We start from the raw sequence: 18,145 nt of genomic DNA, 5'->3' as shown, positions 1-18,145 counted from the left end.
CTGAGTCGTACGACCGACTCCGCGGGGGCCTCGGCTGTTCGGCGGCGCCACGGAGGGAGACGTCCTGCGGTTGCGCGATGGCATCCTGGACCCAGGGGCGGAAAGAGGGAGGACTGCGCGATGGCGATGAGCACGGCACAGACGCCGGGCCGGCCCATGCGCGCCGACGCGCGCCGCAACTACGACCGGCTGCTCGGCGAAGCCCGTACGGCCTTCGCCGAACACGGCACGGACGCGTCGCTGGAGGACATCGCACGCCGGGCGGGGGTGGGGATCGGCACGCTGTACCGGCACTTCCCGAACCGGCACGCGCTGATGAGCGCGGTCTTCCAGGAAGCCCTGGCCGAACTGCTCACGCGCTCCCACGAGCTGGCGGAGGCGGACAATCCGTGCGGCGGCCTGGTGGAGTGGCTGGGCGCGATCATCACTCATGCGGGTGAGTACCGGGGGCTTGCGCAGGCGCTCATGTCGACGTCGCAGGACGAGACTTCGGCACTGTCCGACTGCAATGTGCCGCTGCGCGATGCGGGGGCGCGGCTGCTGGCCAGGGCGCAGGCGAGTGGCACGGTACGAGCGGATGTGTCGATCGGTGACTTGATGCAGCTGACGAAGGCCATTGCGTTGGCGGCGGAGCAGGCGCCGGAGGATCCGGCGCTGGCGGGCCGGCTGCTGACGTTGACGTTGCAGGGGTTGAAGGGGCCGCGGGCGGCCGGTGGTTGAGGGCGCCGAAACCGGGGGCGCCGCACCCGGGGCCCCCGCGCTCCTCACAACTCCCCCATGACCTCACGGCATGGGGGCCCTGGAGCGGCTCGACATTCCGCCTGCGCCCGCCGGGGATTGCGGGACCGCCCCTCAGCGGCGGCGCAGGTCCGCCACCCTGGCCCGGTCCCCCGGGGACGGGTCCGCCAAGGACGCCGACGCGCTGCGCAGCTGCGGTCCGGGACCCCCGTGCGTACGCCGCTGACCGGGCAACGGCATGTCGCGGCGTGCCTGACGTCCCGACGGCAGGGAGTCGGTCCCGACCGGCCCCGTCCCCGCACCGGCCACCGCGATCTGTACACCCTGATCGGCCAGCGCTTGCAGCTCGGTGGCGGACCGGTCGTCGTGGGCCGGGGGTTCGTCCGTCACCAGACGGGTGATCAGATCCGTGGGCACCGTCTGGAACATGGTGTCGGAGCCGAGCTTGGTGTGGTCGGCGAGGACCACCACCTCCGCGGCGGCCTGCACCAGTGCCCGGTCGACGCTCGCCGAGAGCATGTTGGACGTGGACAGCCCGCGCTCCGCGGTGAGCCCGCTTCCGGACAGGAAGGCACGCGACACCCGCAGGCCCTGCAGCGACTGTTCCGCTCCACTGCCCACCAGGGCGTAGTTGGAGCCGCGCAGGGTGCCACCCGTCATCACCACTTCCACCCGGTTGGCATGGGCCAACGCCTGGGCGACCAGCAGTGAGTTGGTGACGACGGTCAGGCCGGGGATCCGCGCGAGCCGGCGGGCCAGCTCCTGCGTGGTCGTACCGGCACCGACGACGATGGCCTCGCCCTCTTCGACGAGGCCCGCGGCCAGGTCGGCGATGGCGGTCTTCTCCGCGGTGGCGAGATGGGATTTCTGCGGAAAGCCGGACTCCCGCGTAAAACCGCCCGGCAGTACCGCACCGCCGTGACGGCGGTCGAGGAGTCCTTCTGCCTCCAGTGCCCGCACGTCCCGCCGTACGGTCACTTCGGAGGTCTGGACGACGCGGGCGAGCTCACGGAGCGATACCGCCCCGTTGGCGCGCACCATTTCGAGGATCAACTGACGACGTTCTGCAGCGAACACGAAACTGACAGTAACGTGACCACCCGGGGGTTTTCAGCAGTTTGCGCCGAATAACAGAAGTTGTACATACACGGGGCCACCAAGTGGTATAGGCGGCCCCGTTGTTGTTCCCTACTGACCGGCCTCCGACGCTCCGCCCGCCTGAGTTGCCGGGGGTTGCCGGGGAATGCCGGGTTCCTACGCCTCGCCTGCGCGCTTCCGGGTGTGCAACTGACGTGCCACTTCTGCGATCGATCCCGACAGGCTCGGGTACACAGTGAAGGCGTTTGCGATCTGCTCCACCGTCAGATTGTTGTCGACCGCGATCGAGATCGGGTGGATCAGCTCGCTGGCCCGCGGCGCGACGACGCAGCCGCCGACCACGATGCCGGTGCCGGGCCGGCACAGGATCTTGACGAAGCCGTCCCGGATGCCCTGCATCTTGGCGCGCGGGTTGCGCAGCAGCGGCAGCTTCACCACACGGGCGTCTATCACGCCGGAGTCGACGTCCGCCTGGGTGTAGCCGACCGTGGCGATCTCCGGGTCGGTGAAGACGTTCGAGGAGACGGTCTTCAGGTTCAGCGGGGCGACCGCGTCACCGAGGAAGTGGTACATCGCGATCCGGCCCTGCATCGCGGCGACCGAGGCGAGCGCGAAGATGCCGGTGACGTCACCGGCCGCGTAGACGCCGGGAGCGCTGGTGCGGGAGACCTTGTCGGTCCAGATGTGGCCGGAGTCCTTGAGCCGGACCCCCGCCTCCTCCAGGCCCATGCCCGCGCTGTTCGGGATCGCGCCGACCGCCATCAGGCAGTGCGAGCCGCTGATCACGCGGCCGTCGGCGAGCGTCACCTCGACCCGGTCGCCGACGCGCTTCGCCGCCTGGGCGCGCGAGCGGGCCATGACGTTCATGCCGCGGCGCCGGAAGACGTCCTCCAGCACGGCGGCCGCGTCCGGGTCCTCGCCGGGCAGCACCCGGTCGCGGGACGAGACGAGGGTGACGCGCGAGCCGAGCGCCTGGTAGGCACCGGCGAACTCGGCACCGGTGACACCGGAGCCGACCACGATGAGCTCCTCGGGGAGCTCGTCGAGGTCGTAGACCTGGGTCCAGTTGAGAATGCGCTCGCCGTCCGGGAGCGCGTCCGGGATCTCCCGGGGGTGGCCGCCGGTCGCGATCAGCACGGCGTCGGCGGTGAGCGCCTCCTCCGTACCGTCGGCGGCGGTGACGACGACCTTGCGGGAGCCGTCGGCGGCCTGGAGGCCCACGAGCCTGCCCCGGCCGCGCACGACCCGTGCACCCGCACGGGTGACGGAGGCGGTGATGTCGTGGGACTGGGCGAGCGCGAGGCGCTTCACCCGTCGGTTGACCTTGCCGAGGTCGACGCCGACCACCCGCGCCGCCTGCTCGATGTGCGGCGTGTCGTCGGCGACGATGATGCCCAGCTCCTCGTACGAAGAGTCGAAGGTGGTCATCACCTCTGCCGTCGCGATCAGGGTCTTCGAGGGCACACAGTCGGTGAGCACCGACGCGCCGCCGAGGCCGTCGCAGTCGACGACGGTCACCTCCGCGCCGAGCTGGGCGCCCACCAGTGCCGCCTCGTACCCGCCGGGTCCGCCGCCGATGATCACGATCCGGGTCACGAAAAGTCCGCCTCGCGTATGTCATCCCGCGGCCGTCTGCCGCCCCGGCCGGGGGTCCGGGGGATCACCCCGGGGGAATGCAGTACGTACTCCATTGTCCCGCACGCGCCAAGATGCTTCGCCCCGGGGCCCTCCATACGTGAGACGAGCCCCCGGGCGGGCCGCGGCGAGGACGCCGACACGCTCCCCTGCCTCGGCGTTCGGCAGGGACTTCGTCACAGGATTCTCCGCTCCCGGGGCCACCTCCCGTACCCTCGGAACCATGTCGCTCTACGCCGCGTACGCCGGCAACCTCGACGCGCGGCTGATGACCCGCCGCGCACCGCATTCCCCGCTGCGCGGCACCGGCTGGCTCAACGGCTGGCGGTTGACCTTCGGCGGGGAGCAGATGGGCTGGGAAGGCGCGCTGGCCACCGTGGTGGAGGCGCCGCGTTCGCAGGTCTTCGTGGCTCTGTACGACCTCGCGCCGATGGACGAGGACTCCATGGACCGCTGGGAGGGTGTCGGGCTCGACATCTACCGGCGGATGCGGGTGCGGGTGCACACCCTGGACGGCGAGGAGCCGGCCTGGATGTACGTGCTGAACGCGTACGAGGGCGGACTGCCCTCCGCCCGCTATCTGGGCGAGCTGGCGGACGCCGCGGAGTCGGCGGGCGCGCCGCACGACTATGTGATGGAGCTGCGCAAACGCCCCTGCTGAGCCGCGGGCTCCCGTCGGCTTCTGTGTGAAAGTACGAAGGGCCGTGCGGAGACTCTGCGCAGGGGCATCTACGCGCGTAGGGAATCACCGGTTACGCTCATCCGCGTGAACGCATCTGTTATTCCGGACCACATCCAGGGCGACCCGCACGCCGCCGCTGCCGACGCCGCTGCCCGCCTGCGCGAGCTGACCGGTGCCGAGACCCACGACGTCGCCCTCGTGATGGGTTCCGGCTGGGCACCTGCGGGCGACGCGCTCGGCACGCCGGAAGCCGAGTTCCCGGTCACCGAACTCCCCGGCTTCCCGCCGCCGGCCGTCCAGGGCCACGGCGGCACGATCCGCTCGTACCGGATCGGGGAGAAGCGCGCCCTGGTCTTCCTCGGCCGCACGCACTTCTACGAGGGCCGTGGCGTCGCCGCCGTCGCGCACGGCGTCCGTACCGCCGTCGCCGCGGGCTGCAAGACCGTCGTCCTGACGAACGGCTGCGGCGGTCTGCGCGAGGGCATGCGCCCCGGGCAGCCGGTCCTGATCAGCGACCACATCAACCTGACCGCGGCCTCGCCGATCGTCGGCGCCAACTTCGTCGACCTGACCGACCTGTACTCGCCGCGTCTGCGCGCGCTGTGCAAGGAGATCGACGAGACGCTCGAAGAGGGCGTGTACGTGCAGTTCCCCGGCCCGCACTACGAGACTCCGGCGGAGATCAACATGGTGCGCGTGATGGGCGGCGACCTGGTGGGCATGTCGACCGTGCTCGAAGCGATCGCCGCGCGGGAGGCAGGGGCGGAGGTGCTGGGCATTTCGCTCGTCACCAATCTGGCCGCCGGGTTGAGCGGGGAGCCGCTGAACCATGAAGAGGTGCTGCAGGCGGGACGGGATTCCGCGGCGCGCATGGGGTCGTTGCTGGCGCGGGTGCTGGACCGCATCTGATCAGGCCGGGCGGGCCGCCTTCGGCGGCCCGTTCCGGGGCCGCCGCCCCGGACCTCCGGACCGGGGGCCGGGGCGGAGCCGGTTTCGGGAAGGGGCGGGCAGGGGAACGGGCCCCGCGCAGCGGCCCACCCCGCGCCACGTCATCCACCCCGCCCCACCACACACACCACTCACCCCGAAAGGCGGACACCGTGCAGCAGCAGGACCTCATCGCCCGGGCCAGGACCTGGCTCGCCGAGGACCCCGACCCCGAGACCCGCGACGAGCTCGCCAAGCTCATCGACACCGAGGACCTCGACGCGCTCGCCGCACGGTTCGCCGGCACGTTGCAGTTCGGTACCGCCGGGCTCCGCGGTGAGCTGGGGGCCGGTCCGATGCGGATGAACCGGTCCGTCGTCATCCGTGCCGCCGCCGGGCTCGCGGCGTATCTGAAGGCGCAGGGACAGGCCGGCGGCCTGGTCGTCGTCGGGTACGACGCCCGCTACAAGTCCGCCGACTTCGCCCGTGACACCGCGGCCGTGATGACGGGCGCGGGCCTGCGGGCGGCGGTCCTGCCCCGCCCGCTGCCCACCCCCGTCCTGGCGTACGCCATAAGGCACCTGGGTGCCGTCGCCGGTGTCGAGGTGACCGCCAGCCACAACCCGCCGCGCGACAACGGCTACAAGGTCTACCTCGGTGACGGCTCGCAGATCGTGCCCCCGGCCGACGGCGAGATCGCCGACGCGATCGCAGCGGTCGGCCCGCTGGCGGGCGTCGACCGGCCGGAGAGCGGTTGGGAGATCCTGGGCGACGAGGTCCTGGACGCCTATCTGGCCCGTACGGACGCGGTGCTCACCGCCGGGTCCCCGCGCACCGCCCAGGCGGTGTACACCGCGATGCACGGCGTCGGCACGTCCGTCCTGACCGCCGCCTTCGCCCGCGCCGGTTTCCCCGCCCCCGTGCTCGTCGCCGAGCAGGCCGAGCCCGATCCGGCGTTCCCCACCGTCGCGTTCCCCAACCCGGAGGAGCCCGGCGCGATGGATCTCGCCTTCGCCACCGCCCGGCGCGCGAACCCGGACCTCGTCATCGCCAACGACCCGGACGCCGACCGCTGCGCCGTGGCCGTGCCGGACACCGCGGTGGACGGCGGCTGGCGGATGCTGCGCGGCGACGAGGTCGGCGCGCTGCTCGCCGCGCATCTGGTCGCCCGCGGTGCCACCGGTGTCTTCGCCGAATCGATCGTCTCCTCGTCGCTGCTCGGCAGGATCGCCGAAAAGGCGGGCAACGGGTACGAGGAGACGCTGACCGGCTTCAAGTGGATCGCCCGCGTCGACGGCCTGCGGTACGGGTACGAGGAGGCGCTCGGCTACTGCGTCGATCCCGACGGTGTACGCGACAAGGACGGCATCACGGCCGCACTGCTCGTCGCCGAGCTGGCCTCCGTGCTCAAGGAGCAGGGGCGCACGCTCCTCGATCTCCTCGACGACATCGCGGTCGAGTACGGGCTGCACGCCACCGACCAGCTGTCGGTCCGGGTGGAGGACCTCTCGGTCATCGCGGACGCCATGCGGCGGCTGCGCGACACCCCGCCGACCGCACTGGCGGGCCTCGCCGTCACCTCGGCCGAGGACCTGTCGGAGGGTACGGAGCACCTGCCGCCCACCGACGGGCTCCGCTACCACCTGCAGGGCGCCCGGGTGGTCGTCCGCCCGAGCGGCACCGAGCCGAAGCTCAAGTGCTACCTGGAGGTCGTGGTGCCGGTCGGTTCGGCGGGCGAGCTCTCCGCCGCCCGCGCGAAAGGCGCCGAGCTGCTCGCCGGGATCAAGCGGGATCTGTCGGCGGCCGCGGGGATCTGAGCGGCTCCGCCCCTTCGGCCGGGTTCGGGCCCGGCATGCGCCCGGCCCGGCCCGCTGCTGGTGCGGACCGCGCCGCCGTGGTCGAGGCGGTCGTCCGCACCACTGCACCGGTGAGTCCCTGCCGGCGCCGGGGCCGCCCAGAGCCACAGCGTCGGACCACCGCATGCCCGGCGCGTGAGGACAGCTCCCGGCCGGATCGGGCAGGCCTCTCGATGCCATGAGGACGAGGGACGACGCACAGCCGAAGGCCGTGCGTCGTCCGCCTGAGGGCTGTCCCGTAATCCCTGGTGGATCAGCGCGCGGCGTCGGATGTGGTGCATCGCAAGGCGGAGGGGCGTCCTCGTACGGGGCGTATTCGGGCGTTCCGACAACGCGGCGAGGGGCCGCAGCCGGCGTCGTGCGCCCGCCAGGGATTGCGGGACGGCCCTTAGCCGATCGCCAGCAGCACGGCCAACACCACGGCGCCCACCACCGCCGGCACCATGACCTCGTACGCCCACCGCACCTCGACCACCCCGGAGCCGTCGGCGCCGCCGGCCGCCGCCCGCTCGGCGAGCTCCTGCAGATCCGCCACCGCCTGATCCGTCGCCGCGGTCCGCGCCGTCGTGTCCCGGACGTCCGCATGCACCGACGTCCGCCGGTGCGGATCATCCTGCGACTTGCGCGACTGCTGCCGCGCCGCCTTCTTCCGCTGCCGCAGCGACACCGGCACCGCCCACAGCTGGTACTTCTTGCCGTCCTCGGTGAACAGTTCGGTGGAGAACCTGGCCCGGATGCCCGCGACCGACGTCCACGGCATCGTGATCGTCCGGAACGGGTTGCGGATCCGGATGCGCTGGTCGTTCGCGAACACGGCCGGGCGCAGCGTGAACGCGACGATCAGCGGCACGATCGTCAGCAGCCCGGACAGTGCCAGCCACGGCACCCGTCCGTGGCCCCGGAACGCCGCGTCGATGCCCATCCAGCCGAGGAGCAGGATCAGCAGCACACCGCCCACCAGCCCGGCGGGCGACCGGAAGGCCCGGTCGGCGTACGTGGGCTCGGCGGGGGGCGTGGGGCTCGTCATGGGCCCAATTCTGCATGATGCTCAAGACGTACGACGGAGCGGGCGGCCGCCCGCAGGACCGGTGCCCGCACAAACCCGGAAAGCGGGCCCCCCTGTACAGGCCGCTACGCGCGTAGATATGCTGCCCTGGTGACCATGCCCACCACTGCACCCTCCACCACGGCCGAACGCGTGGGAGGTATCCCCTTCTCCGACGCGACCGCGTCCGACAGTGCGCTGCGCCGCTTCCTGCACGGGTTGCCCGGCGTCGACACCGTCGGCCTCGAAGCGCGCGCCGCGTCCCTCGGCACCCGTTCGATCAAGACGACGGCCAAGGCGTACGCCATCGACCTCGCCATCTCGATGATCGACCTGACGACACTGGAAGGCGCGGACACCCCGGGCAAGGTCCGGGCTCTCGCCGCCAAGGCCGTCAACCCCGACCCGACCGACCGCACGACCCCGCGCACCGCCGCGGTCTGCGTGTACCCCGACATGGCGGCGACGGCCGCCGCCGCGCTGGCCGGTTCCGGCGTGAAGGTGGCGTCCGTCGCGACGGCCTTCCCGGCCGGACGCGCCGCGCTCGACGTCAAGCTCGCGGACGTCCGCGACGCCGTGGCGGCCGGGGCCGACGAGATCGACATGGTGATCGACCGGGGTGCGTTCCTCTCCGGCCGTTACCTCAAGGTGTACGAGGAGATCCTCGCCGTGAAGGCCGAGTGCGCCCGTGCCGACGGCACCGACGCCCGCCTCAAGGTCATCTTCGAGACCGGCGAGCTCTCCACGTACGACAACATCCGCCGCGCCTCCTGGCTCGGGATGCTGGCGGGCGCGGACTTCATCAAGACGTCGACCGGCAAGGTCGGGACGAACGCCACGCCCGCGAACACCCTGCTGATGCTGGAGGCGGTGCGCGACTTCCGGCAGCAGACCGGGGTGCAGATCGGTGTGAAGCCAGCCGGCGGCATCCGAACCTCGAAGGACGCGATCAAGTTCCTCGTCCTGGTCAACGAGACCGTCGGCGAGGACTGGCTGGACAACCACTGGTTCCGCTTCGGCGCCTCCAGCCTGCTCAACGACCTGCTGATGCAGCGCCAGAAGCTCAGCACCGGCCGTTACTCCGGCCCCGATTACGTGACGGTGGACTGATCCCCATGGCATCTGCATTCGAGTACGCACCCGCCCCCGAGTCACGGTCGGTCGTCGACATCGCACCCTCGTACGGGCTGTTCATCGACGGCGAGTTCACCGACGCGGCCGACGGCAAGGTCTTCAAGACGGTCTCCCCGTCGTCCGAGGAGGTCCTCTCCGAGGTCGCGCAGGCCGGCGCCGCGGACGTCGACCGGGCCGTGCAGGCGGCCCGCAAGGCGTTCGAGAAGTGGTCGGCGCTGCCCGGCTCCGAGCGCGCCAAGTACCTCTTCCGGATCGCCCGGATCATCCAGGAGCGCAGCCGCGAGCTCGCCGTTCTCGAAACCCTCGACAACGGCAAGCCGATCAAGGAGACCCGCGACGCGGACCTCCCGCTGGTCGCGGCGCACTTCTTCTACTACGCGGGCTGGGCCGACAAGCTCGACCACGCCGGCTACGGCCCGAACCCCCGCCCCCTCGGCGTCGCGGGTCAGGTCATCCCGTGGAACTTCCCGCTGCTGATGCTGGCCTGGAAGATCGCCCCGGCGCTCGCCACCGGCAACACGGTGGTCCTCAAGCCGGCCGAGACGACCCCGCTCTCCGCCCTGTTCTTCGCGGACATCTGCCGGCAGGCGGGCCTGCCCAAGGGCGTCGTGAACATCCTCACCGGGTACGGGGACGCGGGCGCGGCCCTCGTCGCGCACCCGGACGTCGACAAGGTCGCCTTCACCGGCTCGACCGCGGTCGGCAAGGCCATCGCCCGCCAGGTCGCCGGCACGGACAAGAAGGTCACCCTGGAGCTGGGCGGCAAGGGCGCGAACATCGTCTTCGACGACGCCCCGATCGACCAGGCCGTCGAGGGCATCGTCAACGGCATCTTCTTCAACCAGGGCCAGGTCTGCTGCGCAGGCTCGCGGCTGCTGGTCCAGGAGTCCGTCCAGGACGAACTCCTGGAGTCCCTGAAGCGCCGGCTGTCCACGCTGCGCCTCGGCGACCCGCTGGACAAGAACACGGACATCGGTGCGATCAACTCGGCGGAGCAGCTCTCCCGGATCACGGCGCTGGTCGAGACGGGCGAGGCGGAGGGCGCCGAGCGCTGGTCCGCCCCGTGCGAACTCCCGTCTGCCGGCTACTGGTTCGCCCCGACGCTGTTCATGAACGTCACCCAGGCGCACACCGTCGCCCGTGACGAGATCTTCGGCCCGGTGCTGTCCGTCCTGTCGTTCCGTACACCGGACGAGGCGGTCGCCAAGGCCAACAACAGCCAGTACGGCCTGTCGGCCGGCATCTGGACGGAGAAGGGCTCGCGCATCCTCGCTGTGGCGAACAAGCTCCGGGCGGGCGTCGTCTGGGCCAACACGTTCAACAAGTTCGACCCGACCTCGCCGTTCGGCGGCTACAAGGAATCGGGCTTCGGCCGCGAAGGCGGCCGTCACGGCCTGGAGGCGTACCTCGCCCCGTCGAACCCGGAGGGGGAGCGCTGATGAGCACGGTTGAGCACCGACTCACTGTCTTCAAGACCTACAAGCTGTACGTCGGGGGCAAGTTCCCCCGCTCCGAGAGCGGCCGGGTGTACGAGGTGACGGACTCCAAGGGCACATGGCTGGCGAACGCCCCGCAGTCGTCCCGCAAGGACGCGCGTGACGCGGTCGTGGCCGCCCGCAAGGCGTTCGGCGGCTGGTCGGGCGCGACGGCGTACAACCGCGGCCAGATCCTCTACCGCATCGCGGAGATGCTGGAGGGCCGCAGGGGCCAGTTCGTACGTGAAGTGGCGGACGCGGAAGGGCTGTCGAAGTCCAAGGCGGCGGCCGTCGTGGACGCGGCGATCGACCGCTGGGTCTGGTACGCGGGCTGGACCGACAAGATCGGCCAGATCGTGGGCGGGGCGAACCCGGTCGCGGGGCCGTTCTTCAACCTGTCCACGCCCGAGCCGACCGGTGTGGTCGCGGTCCTCGCACCGCAGGAGTCGTCGTTCCTGGGCCTGGTGTCGGTCGTCGCCCCGGTGATCGCGACCGGCAACACGGCGGTCGTCATCGCGTCCACCGACGCCCCGCTCCCCGCCCTGTCCCTGGGCGAGGTGCTGGCCACCTCCGACCTGCCGGGCGGTGTGGTGAACATCCTGTCCGGACGGACGGCGGAGCTCGCGGCCCCGCTCGCGGCCCACCAGGACGTCAACGCGATCGACCTCACGGGCGCCGGCGCCGAGCTGGCGAAGGAGCTGGAGATCGCGGCGGCGGACAACCTGAAGCGGGTCCGCCGCCCATCCGCCTCCCGCCACCACCCCGGGAAGGAAGTGCAGGGCGCCGCTCGTCCACAGGCTGTGGACGGAGAAGACTGGTCGGCCGACCCGGGTACGGACCGCCTGACGGCCTTCCTGGAGACGAAGACGGTCTGGCACCCGACAGGCGCGCTCGGCACCTCTGGTTCCTCCTACTGACCGGCACACCTGACCGGCACACCTGCGGCCCGCCCCTCCGCAACACCGCGGAGGGGCGGGCCGCAGCTCCGCGCGCCGGGATCAGCCGTGGAGCAGCCCCGTCGCCCGACCCACCGGCGCCAGGTCCTGCAGAGCACCACCGCTGGTCAGCGGATCGGTGACGATGGCTGTGGAGAGCGGCTCGAAGTCGGCCACCTGCGTGCCCACCCCGTTGGCCAACGGGTCCACGCCGGTCTTGGCCGGCGGGTCGGGCTGCAGCGTCGTGACCGGCGAGACCGTGCTCCCGAGCGCCCCGGCGACCGCGCCGCCGGGCCCCTCACTCGGCGCGCCGAGGCCGCTGCCGGCGCCCGAGGGCAGCGCGTTGGGCAGCGGCGCAGCCTGGGCGGCCGCACCCCCCGCGCCGAACGCGGCGCCCACCGCGGTGACGGTCAGACCTGCGCGCAGCAGCACGCGGCGCCGGGACCCGGAAAGTGCATGACGCGCCATGGAGTTCCCACCCGATCGAGACCGATCGAGTAATCATCTGGATGCGCAGCGTAGTTGAGGTGTGATGCTGGATACCAACACGGGCACCGGGGGATCCCCTGCGCGGCTCAATGCCCCAGACTGGTGTCCCGTGAGTTCCCAATCGATTCCGACCCGCGTCGTGCTGCTCGCGGGCCCCTCCGGCTCAGGCAAGTCCTCCCTCGCCGCCCGCACCGACCTTCCGGTGCTGCGCCTGGACGACTTCTACAAGGAGGGCGACGACCCCACGCTGCCGATCGTTCCGGGCAGTTCGGACATCGACTGGGACTCCGCACAGTCCTGGGACGCGGATGCGGCGGTCGCCGCAATCGCTGAGCTGTGCCGCACGGGGCGTACGGACGTCCCGGTGTACGACATCGGCACCAGTTCCCGTGTCGGCCGCGAGGCGTTCCACATCGAGCGCACTCCGCTGTTCGTGGCCGAGGGCATCTTCGCGGCGGACATAGTGGAGCGCTGCCAGGAGCTGGGTGTCCTGGCGGACGCGCTGTGCCTGCGCGGCCGCCCCTCGACGACGTTCCGCCGCAGGCTGCTGCGGGATCTGCGCGAGGGCCGGAAGTCGGTGCCGTTCCTGCTGCGGCGCGGCTGGCGGCTGATGCGGGCGGAACGCCGGATCGTGGCGCGGCAGACGGCACTCGGTGCGTATCCCTGCGGAAAGCAGGAGGCGCTGGGCCGCCTGGCGGCAGCCGCAGCCGGCCGCTGCCGCCGGGCCCCGGTGGCACGCGAGGTGGCGTAGCCGGGAGGACGCCGGGAGTTCACGCGTCCCGCAGCCTGAGGGCCAGCACGCCTCCGAGCAGCGCGGCCACCGCCCACCCCGCGAGCACCCCCAGCCCGGCCCACGGGCCGACGGGGAGGGCGTCGAGATCGACGGTGGCCTGGACGGCGAGCCCCGCCGTCATCGGGGCGATCTGCTGCAGGTGCCGGTGCCGGTCCGGGTCGGCGACCAGCTGCGTGAGGATCGGCAGGACGAAGAGCAGGCCGAGCACGACCGCGACCGCCGCCGCCGAGTCCCGGACCGCGGTGGCCGCACCGAGGCCGAGCAGGGCGATCAGCACCAGGTACAGCACCGAACCGGCTGCCGCGCGCAGCGTCGGACCGTCGGCCGGGGACAGCAGCGCATGGCCCTGCGTCGTCGTGAAACCGTTGCCCGGCAGAATCAGCCCCGCCACCAGCAGGCAGCCGAGCACCGCGACCGCCCCGGCGACCAGCACCACCCCCGTGAGGACGACCGCCTTCGCGGCCAGGACCGTGGACCGGCGCGGTGTCGCCATCAGGGTGGTGCGCATCATGCCGGTGCTGTACTCGCCGCTGATCATCAGGACGGCCAGGACGACGACGACGGTCTGTCCGAGCTGGATCCCGGTCAGGCTGAGCCTGACGACGTCCTGGTGACAGCCCGTCGGCGCGCACTGTGCGGCGGCCGCCGTCGCGGCGCTCACCGCCACCGTGGACACGACGGTGGCGAGGAGCAGCCACCACGGGGCCGTCACGGTGCGCAGCTTCGTCCACTCCGCGTGGAGGGTCTGCTTCATGCGTCCCTCCGCCCCATCACGAACACCGCCGCGCCCAGCGCGACAGCCGTCCAACCGCAGAGCACCGCGAAGCCGCCCCACGGCGGCAGCGGGAAGTAGCCGAAGGCCGGTGTGTAGTCGCCGTCCACCTGCGCGTACTGCGGCATGTTCTGCTGGACGGCGAAGCCCGCCGCCGGAGTGAGGCGCAGCAGCCACTGCGAGGGCCCGGCCGGCAGGATCGAGGCGGTCGCGAGGATGTACGGCAGGACGATCGCCGCGAACACCACGGTGACCGCCCCGGCACTGCGCCGCAGTACGGTGCCGACGGCCATGGCGAGCACCGCGGCGACGGCGAGCAGGGCCGCCGTGCCGGCCACCACGCGCAGCTCCGCGAGCGTGCCGACCGGGAAGTCGAAACCGCCGGGGCGCCCCAGCCGCTCGCCGAGCAGCACGGCCGCCGCCGCGGCCGGCAGCCCGGCCGCAAAGGTGACGGCACCGAGGACGACGGCCTTCGCCGCCGGCACCCTGCCCCGCCGCGGACTCGCCAGGAGGGTGGTACGGATCAGCCCCCGCCGGTACTCGGCGGTGACGAACGTCGCCCCGACGGCGATCACCAGCATCAGCCCGACGAACGTGCCGGCCAGGCTGCGCTCGATGGTCCGCCCGCCCGCGGTCATGGGTCCGCCCACCTCCGGTGCGATGTCGCCGGACCCGGTGACGGTGAACGTTCCACCGGTCCGGCGGAACGTGCCGTCCGACGCGAAGTCGTCGGCGGGGCCGCCCATCTGTTCACCGCGCCACGCCGCATCCCCGGACTCCGCCCCGCCGAGAGCGACATGGTCGAAGACACCGGTGGCCCGGGTGGGCGCCCCGCTGTTGCTCCGCCCGCCGAACTTCTGGGCCGTCGACTCCGTGGCGGGCGGCGAGGCTGCGAACAGCCCGGCCTGCACCTGCGACGGCAGTCCGGCCAGCCGCACGGTGGCGATCGCGGTCCAGCGCGCCCCGTCGGCCGACCGATAGCCGGTCACCGTGTCCCCGGCCCGGGTCAGCCGCAGCCAGTGCGGGGACGCGGCGGATACGGCGCCGGGGGCGCCCGCCGTGTCCTGCGTGTAGTCGTACTGCATCCGCACGCCGTGCCCTGCGGTGGTCATGACGGCCGCGTACGCCGACCCCGCCCGGTCGCCCGCCTTCAGGACGATCCCCGCCTTCGCCCACGGCGGCAGGCCGCCCTTCGCGCCGTCCGGGACCAGCGACGTCATCCGTACGGTGATGCTGCCGTCCCCGGTCAGCGGCCGGTGCACGAAGTAGAAGCGGTCCGTCACCGCCTCGCCGCCGGGCCCCCTGGCACCGGTGCAGGGCTGGTTCGGGTCCTCGCAGGTGGGCCGCCCGGCAGGGGCGCCGATCAGCCCGATCAGTACGGTCACCAGCGCCGCGGCCGCGAGTCCGGCGACCCAGCCCCGCACCGTACGGAACTTGGTCCACTCGGCCCGCAGTTGCTGCGCGAACCCGGTGCGCCCGACCCGAGTTCCGGAGCGGTACGGAGCCGGGGCAGCGGTCGCCGTGCCGCTCATCGGGCCGGCTCCTCGACCGCCGCGGCCCGGAACTCGACCGCGTCCCTGGTGAGTTCCATGTACGCCTCCTCCAGCGTCGCGCGGTGCGCGGACACTTCCGAGAACGGCACTCCGCTCTCGCCGAGCAGCGTGACGACGTGCTCCGCCGCCAGCCCGGAGACGGTGAGCGTGTCGCGGTCGGTGGCCGCCACGGTGGCTCCCGCGTACGCCAGCGCCGTCATCGCCTCCGACCGTGCCGAGGTCCGCAGTGTGACCCGGTCGCCGGACGCGGTCCCGATCAGCTCGCGCACGCTGGTGTCGGCGATGACCCTGCCGCGCCCGACCACCACCAGATGGTCGGCGGTGTCCTGCAGTTCGCTCATCAGATGGCTGGACAGCAGCACCGCCCGGCCCTGTGCGGCCAGTGCGCGCTGGAAGTCGCGCATCCACACGATGCCTTCCGGGTCCAGACCGTTGAACGGCTCGTCCAGCATGATCACGGGCGGGTCGCCGAGCAGTGCGGCAGCGATTCCGAGGCGCTGCCGCATGCCGAGCGAGAAGCCCGAAGTCCGGCGCCCGGCGACCGGCCCCAGACCGGCCTGCTCCATGACGTCGTCGACCCGCCGCGCGCCGAGGCCCTGCGAGTGGGCCAGCCACAGCAGATGGTTGCGGGCGGTCCGGCCCGGCTGCAGTGCGGCGGCGTCCAGCAGCGCCCCGATGTGGTTCAGCGGGTTCCGCAGGTTCCGGTACGGCTGACCGCCGATCAGCGCGGTGCCCTCGTCGGCCGTGTCCAGGCCGAGGACGACCCGCATCGTGGTGGACTTGCCGGCGCCGTTGGGGCCGACGAAACCGGTGACCTGTCCGGGCCTGACGGTGAACGTCATCCCGTCCAGCGCGGTGGTCGGCCCGTAGCGCTTGCGCAGGCCGGTGACTTCCACGGTTGCTTCCATGCCCGGCAGGTTAGGCAGCGGGGTGCCGCGCGGTCGTCACGCCGGACAGCGACTTCGGGCCTCCCTGGCACGAGGGATGTCCGGCGCCACGGGTCCCTCATGAGAGGGATGCCCGGGCGCGTACCTGCGGCAAGAATGACGGACGTGGACGAGCATCGGCAGGGCGGTTGGGCCGAGCGGGGGCGGCGTATCGGTGCCGACCCCCGTACGCCTGCGGTGGCCGGGACGGCCCTGGCGCTCCTCGCGGTGACCGAGTCGCTCGCGCGGACGGCGGGCAGTGGCGTCACGGTCCGGTTCGCCCTGTTCCTCGTCCTGCTCGCCCTGGCCACCACACTGCCCCCGGTGTTCCTGCGCCCGGCAGCGGCCGCCGCGTCGGTCACCGGGGCGACCGTGCTGTCCCTGGCCCCGTTCCACTCCCTGACCGTCGCAGGGTTCTGCGCCCAGCTGCTCGTCCTGCACCGGCTGGGCCGTGCGGGCTCGCCCCGGTCGGCGGCGCTCCTCGCCATGCCTTTTCTGCCGCTCGCCCTCGTCCGACCGGCCATGGCGCACTCCGGAACCGGCGTTCTCACCGTGCTGCTGGCCTCGCTCGCCCCGGTCGCGGCGTGGGCGGGCATCGCCCGCCGGGCCCATGGCCAGGCACTCACCCAGAGCGCCGCGCACCGGGCGATGACCAGCACCCTGCTCGAGCACACGGCACGCGGCGAACGCGCCCGGATCGCACGTGAGTTGCACGATGTCGTCGCCCATCACATCTCGATGGTCGCCGTACAGGCGGAGACGGCACGGCTGACCACCCCCGGAATGCCCGCCGCCGGTGCGCAACGGCTGTCGTCGATCGGCGACACCGCACGGGCCGCGCTGACCGAGATGCGGCGGCTGCTCGGCGTCCTGCGCGAGGACACCGGGGCCGATACGGCCGACCGGCAGCCTCAGCCGGGCCTGCGCCAGCTGGTCGACCTGCTCGACGAGTCCCGGGACGCGTCGGGGACGGGCACCCGCCTCATCGTCCGCGGCCGGCAGTCGGCGCTCGATCCGGGCGTCGAACTCGCCGCGTACCGCATCGTCCAGGAAGCCCTCACCAACGCACGGCGGCACGCACCGGGCGCCGCCGTCGACGTGGAACTGCACTACACCGCCGACACCTTGGCCCTGCGCATCCGCGACAACGGTCCGGGTCCGCCGGCCACGCCCGCGACGGGCGGTCACGGCCTGTCCGGCATGCGCGAGCGTGCCGCCGCGGTCGGCGGCGAACTGCGCACCGGCCCCGCGCACGGCGGCGGCTTCGTCGTCGAGACCGTACTGCCGACCCGAGCGGAGACCACCGGATGAGCACCGAGCCACAGCCCGCCGTGCGGATCGTCGTCGCCGACGACCACCAGGTCGTGCGGACGGGCTTCGCCGCCCTGCTGGACAGCCAGCCGGACTTCACCGTCGTCGGCACGGCGTGCGACGGGGCGGATGCGGTACGGACCTGCGTCGGCCTCCGGCCCGACGTGGTCCTCATGGACGTGCGGATGCCGGGCACGGACGGCATCGAAGCGACAAGACGGCTGGCCACCACCCAACCGGACGGCCCCCGCATCCTCATCCTGACCACATTCGACCTGGACGAGTACGTGTACGACGCCCTGCGCGCCGGAGCCAGCGGCTTCCTGCTCAAGGACGTCACCGCCGAGCGGCTCTTCGACGCGGTGCGCGTCATCGCGGCCGGCCAGGCCCTGCTGGCACCGACGGTCACCCGCCGTCTGATCAGCGAATTCGCCGGCCGGCACCGCAGGCCGGACCCCGCGCCCCCGGCCGCCCTCGCCGCACTCACCCCCCGGGAGACCGAGGTCCTGCGCCTGGTGGCGGAGGGCCTGTCCAATCCGGAGGTCGCGACGCGCCTGCTGATCACGGAGGAGACGGTGAAAACGCACGTCAGCCGCATCCTGACCAAACTGGCCCTGCGCGACCGGACCCAGGCGGTGGTGACGGCCTACGAATCAGGCCTGGTGATCCCGGGCTCCCGCGACTGACCGCAGCATGCCGCGCCCGTGCCGTGCGAAGCCCTCGCGCCCGCCGGGCATATGAGAACCGAGGTCCGGAGCGGAGCCCCGTAAGAACGC

Annotated in this window: 17 protein-coding genes; 10 read left to right on the top strand and 7 right to left on the bottom strand. The window is 72.4% G+C overall.

Going from position 1 to position 18,145, the window contains the following annotated elements; all coding sequences use genetic code 11:
• The first annotated feature begins 120 nt into the window (after window positions 1–120).
• A complete protein-coding gene (locus tag LRD69_RS20525; RefSeq protein WP_277328009.1) occupies window positions 121–720 on the top strand; it encodes a TetR/AcrR family transcriptional regulator in 600 nt (199 codons plus the stop codon).
• Window positions 721–852: 132 nt separating this feature from the next.
• On the opposite strand, the gene LRD69_RS20520 is transcribed toward LRD69_RS20525, so the two are convergent.
• Complete coding sequence (locus tag LRD69_RS20520; protein WP_277328008.1) at window positions 853–1,815, bottom strand: DeoR/GlpR family DNA-binding transcription regulator; 963 nt, start codon at window positions 1,813–1,815, stop codon at window positions 853–855.
• A gap of 177 nt (window positions 1,816–1,992) precedes the next feature.
• Window positions 1,993–3,432: an NAD(P)H-quinone dehydrogenase gene (locus LRD69_RS20515; RefSeq protein ID WP_277328007.1), complete on the bottom strand. Its 1,440-nt coding sequence runs from the start codon at window positions 3,430–3,432 to the stop codon at window positions 1,993–1,995.
• A 262-nt stretch (window positions 3,433–3,694) separates the two neighbouring features.
• Here LRD69_RS20515 and LRD69_RS20510 point away from each other — a divergent pair, with 262 nt between their 5' ends.
• The 3 genes from LRD69_RS20510 (at window position 3,695) to LRD69_RS20500 (ending at window position 6,897) form a co-directional block, all read left to right on the top strand.
• Window positions 3,695–4,132 (top strand): gamma-glutamylcyclotransferase, encoded by a 438-nt coding sequence (locus tag LRD69_RS20510; RefSeq protein WP_030914674.1) that lies wholly within the window; start codon window positions 3,695–3,697, stop codon window positions 4,130–4,132.
• A gap of 105 nt (window positions 4,133–4,237) precedes the next feature.
• Window positions 4,238–5,062: a purine-nucleoside phosphorylase gene (locus LRD69_RS20505; RefSeq protein WP_277328006.1), complete on the top strand. Its 825-nt coding sequence runs from the start codon at window positions 4,238–4,240 to the stop codon at window positions 5,060–5,062.
• 191 nt (window positions 5,063–5,253) lie between these two features.
• Entirely contained in the window at window positions 5,254–6,897 is a 1,644-nt protein-coding gene (locus LRD69_RS20500; RefSeq protein ID WP_277328005.1) for a phospho-sugar mutase, read from the top strand.
• A gap of 427 nt (window positions 6,898–7,324) precedes the next feature.
• Here the strand turns inward: LRD69_RS20500 and LRD69_RS20495 are convergent, their stop codons facing one another.
• On the bottom strand, window positions 7,325–7,963 hold the full coding sequence (locus LRD69_RS20495; protein WP_277328004.1) for a PH domain-containing protein: 639 nt from the start codon (window positions 7,961–7,963) through the stop codon (window positions 7,325–7,327).
• Between the two features lie 135 nt (window positions 7,964–8,098).
• Here LRD69_RS20495 and deoC point away from each other — a divergent pair, with 135 nt between their 5' ends.
• The 3 genes from deoC to LRD69_RS20480 are packed head-to-tail and all read left to right on the top strand — an operon-like array spanning window position 8,099 to window position 11,507.
• Window positions 8,099–9,091 (top strand): deoxyribose-phosphate aldolase, encoded by a 993-nt coding sequence (deoC, locus tag LRD69_RS20490; RefSeq protein WP_277328003.1) that lies wholly within the window; start codon window positions 8,099–8,101, stop codon window positions 9,089–9,091.
• 5 nt (window positions 9,092–9,096) lie between these two features.
• Window positions 9,097–10,554, top strand: a complete 1,458-nt coding sequence (locus LRD69_RS20485) for an aldehyde dehydrogenase family protein (protein WP_277328002.1) — start codon at window positions 9,097–9,099, stop codon at window positions 10,552–10,554.
• Window positions 10,554–11,507, top strand: coding sequence for an aldehyde dehydrogenase family protein (locus tag LRD69_RS20480; protein WP_277328001.1), 954 nt, complete (start codon window positions 10,554–10,556; stop codon window positions 11,505–11,507). The genes LRD69_RS20485 and LRD69_RS20480 overlap by 1 nt, the downstream gene beginning before the upstream one ends.
• Window positions 11,508–11,588: 81 nt before the next feature.
• Here the strand turns inward: LRD69_RS20480 and LRD69_RS20475 are convergent, their stop codons facing one another.
• Window positions 11,589–11,993, bottom strand: a complete 405-nt coding sequence (locus LRD69_RS20475; RefSeq protein ID WP_277328000.1) for a hypothetical protein — start codon at window positions 11,991–11,993, stop codon at window positions 11,589–11,591.
• A gap of 64 nt (window positions 11,994–12,057) precedes the next feature.
• On the opposite strand from LRD69_RS20475, the gene LRD69_RS20470 reads away from it, so the two are divergent.
• Window positions 12,058–12,765: a uridine kinase gene (locus LRD69_RS20470; protein WP_277327999.1), complete on the top strand. Its 708-nt coding sequence runs from the start codon at window positions 12,058–12,060 to the stop codon at window positions 12,763–12,765.
• Between the two features lie 19 nt (window positions 12,766–12,784).
• Here LRD69_RS20470 and LRD69_RS20465 read toward each other — a convergent pair whose 3' ends face one another.
• The 3 genes from LRD69_RS20465 to LRD69_RS20455 are packed head-to-tail and all read right to left on the bottom strand — an operon-like array spanning window position 12,785 to window position 16,040.
• Window positions 12,785–13,561: an ABC transporter permease subunit gene (locus LRD69_RS20465; protein WP_277327998.1), complete on the bottom strand. Its 777-nt coding sequence runs from the start codon at window positions 13,559–13,561 to the stop codon at window positions 12,785–12,787.
• Complete coding sequence (locus tag LRD69_RS20460; RefSeq protein ID WP_277327997.1) at window positions 13,558–15,111, bottom strand: ABC transporter permease subunit; 1,554 nt, start codon at window positions 15,109–15,111, stop codon at window positions 13,558–13,560. Before LRD69_RS20460 ends, LRD69_RS20465 begins: the two co-directional genes overlap by 4 nt.
• The gene (locus tag LRD69_RS20455) at window positions 15,108–16,040 is read right to left on the bottom strand and encodes an ATP-binding cassette domain-containing protein (protein ID WP_277327996.1); all 933 of its coding nucleotides are present in this window, start codon (window positions 16,038–16,040) and stop codon (window positions 15,108–15,110) included. Before LRD69_RS20455 ends, LRD69_RS20460 begins: the two co-directional genes overlap by 4 nt.
• A 144-nt stretch (window positions 16,041–16,184) precedes the next feature.
• On the opposite strand from LRD69_RS20455, the gene LRD69_RS20450 reads away from it, so the two are divergent.
• Window positions 16,185–17,369, top strand: a complete 1,185-nt coding sequence (locus LRD69_RS20450; protein ID WP_346771915.1) for a sensor histidine kinase — start codon at window positions 16,185–16,187, stop codon at window positions 17,367–17,369.
• Window positions 17,366–18,055 (top strand): response regulator transcription factor, encoded by a 690-nt coding sequence (locus LRD69_RS20445; protein WP_277327995.1) that lies wholly within the window; start codon window positions 17,366–17,368, stop codon window positions 18,053–18,055. The genes LRD69_RS20450 and LRD69_RS20445 overlap by 4 nt, the downstream gene beginning before the upstream one ends.
• Window positions 18,056–18,145 lie beyond the last annotated feature (90 nt).

It is taken from the genome of Streptomyces sp. JH14 (assembly GCF_029428675.1).
Classification (GTDB): domain Bacteria; phylum Actinomycetota; class Actinomycetes; order Streptomycetales; family Streptomycetaceae; genus Streptomyces.
The sequence above is the reverse complement of the archived record's forward strand: the minus strand, read 5'-3'. Positions and strand labels throughout refer to the sequence as shown.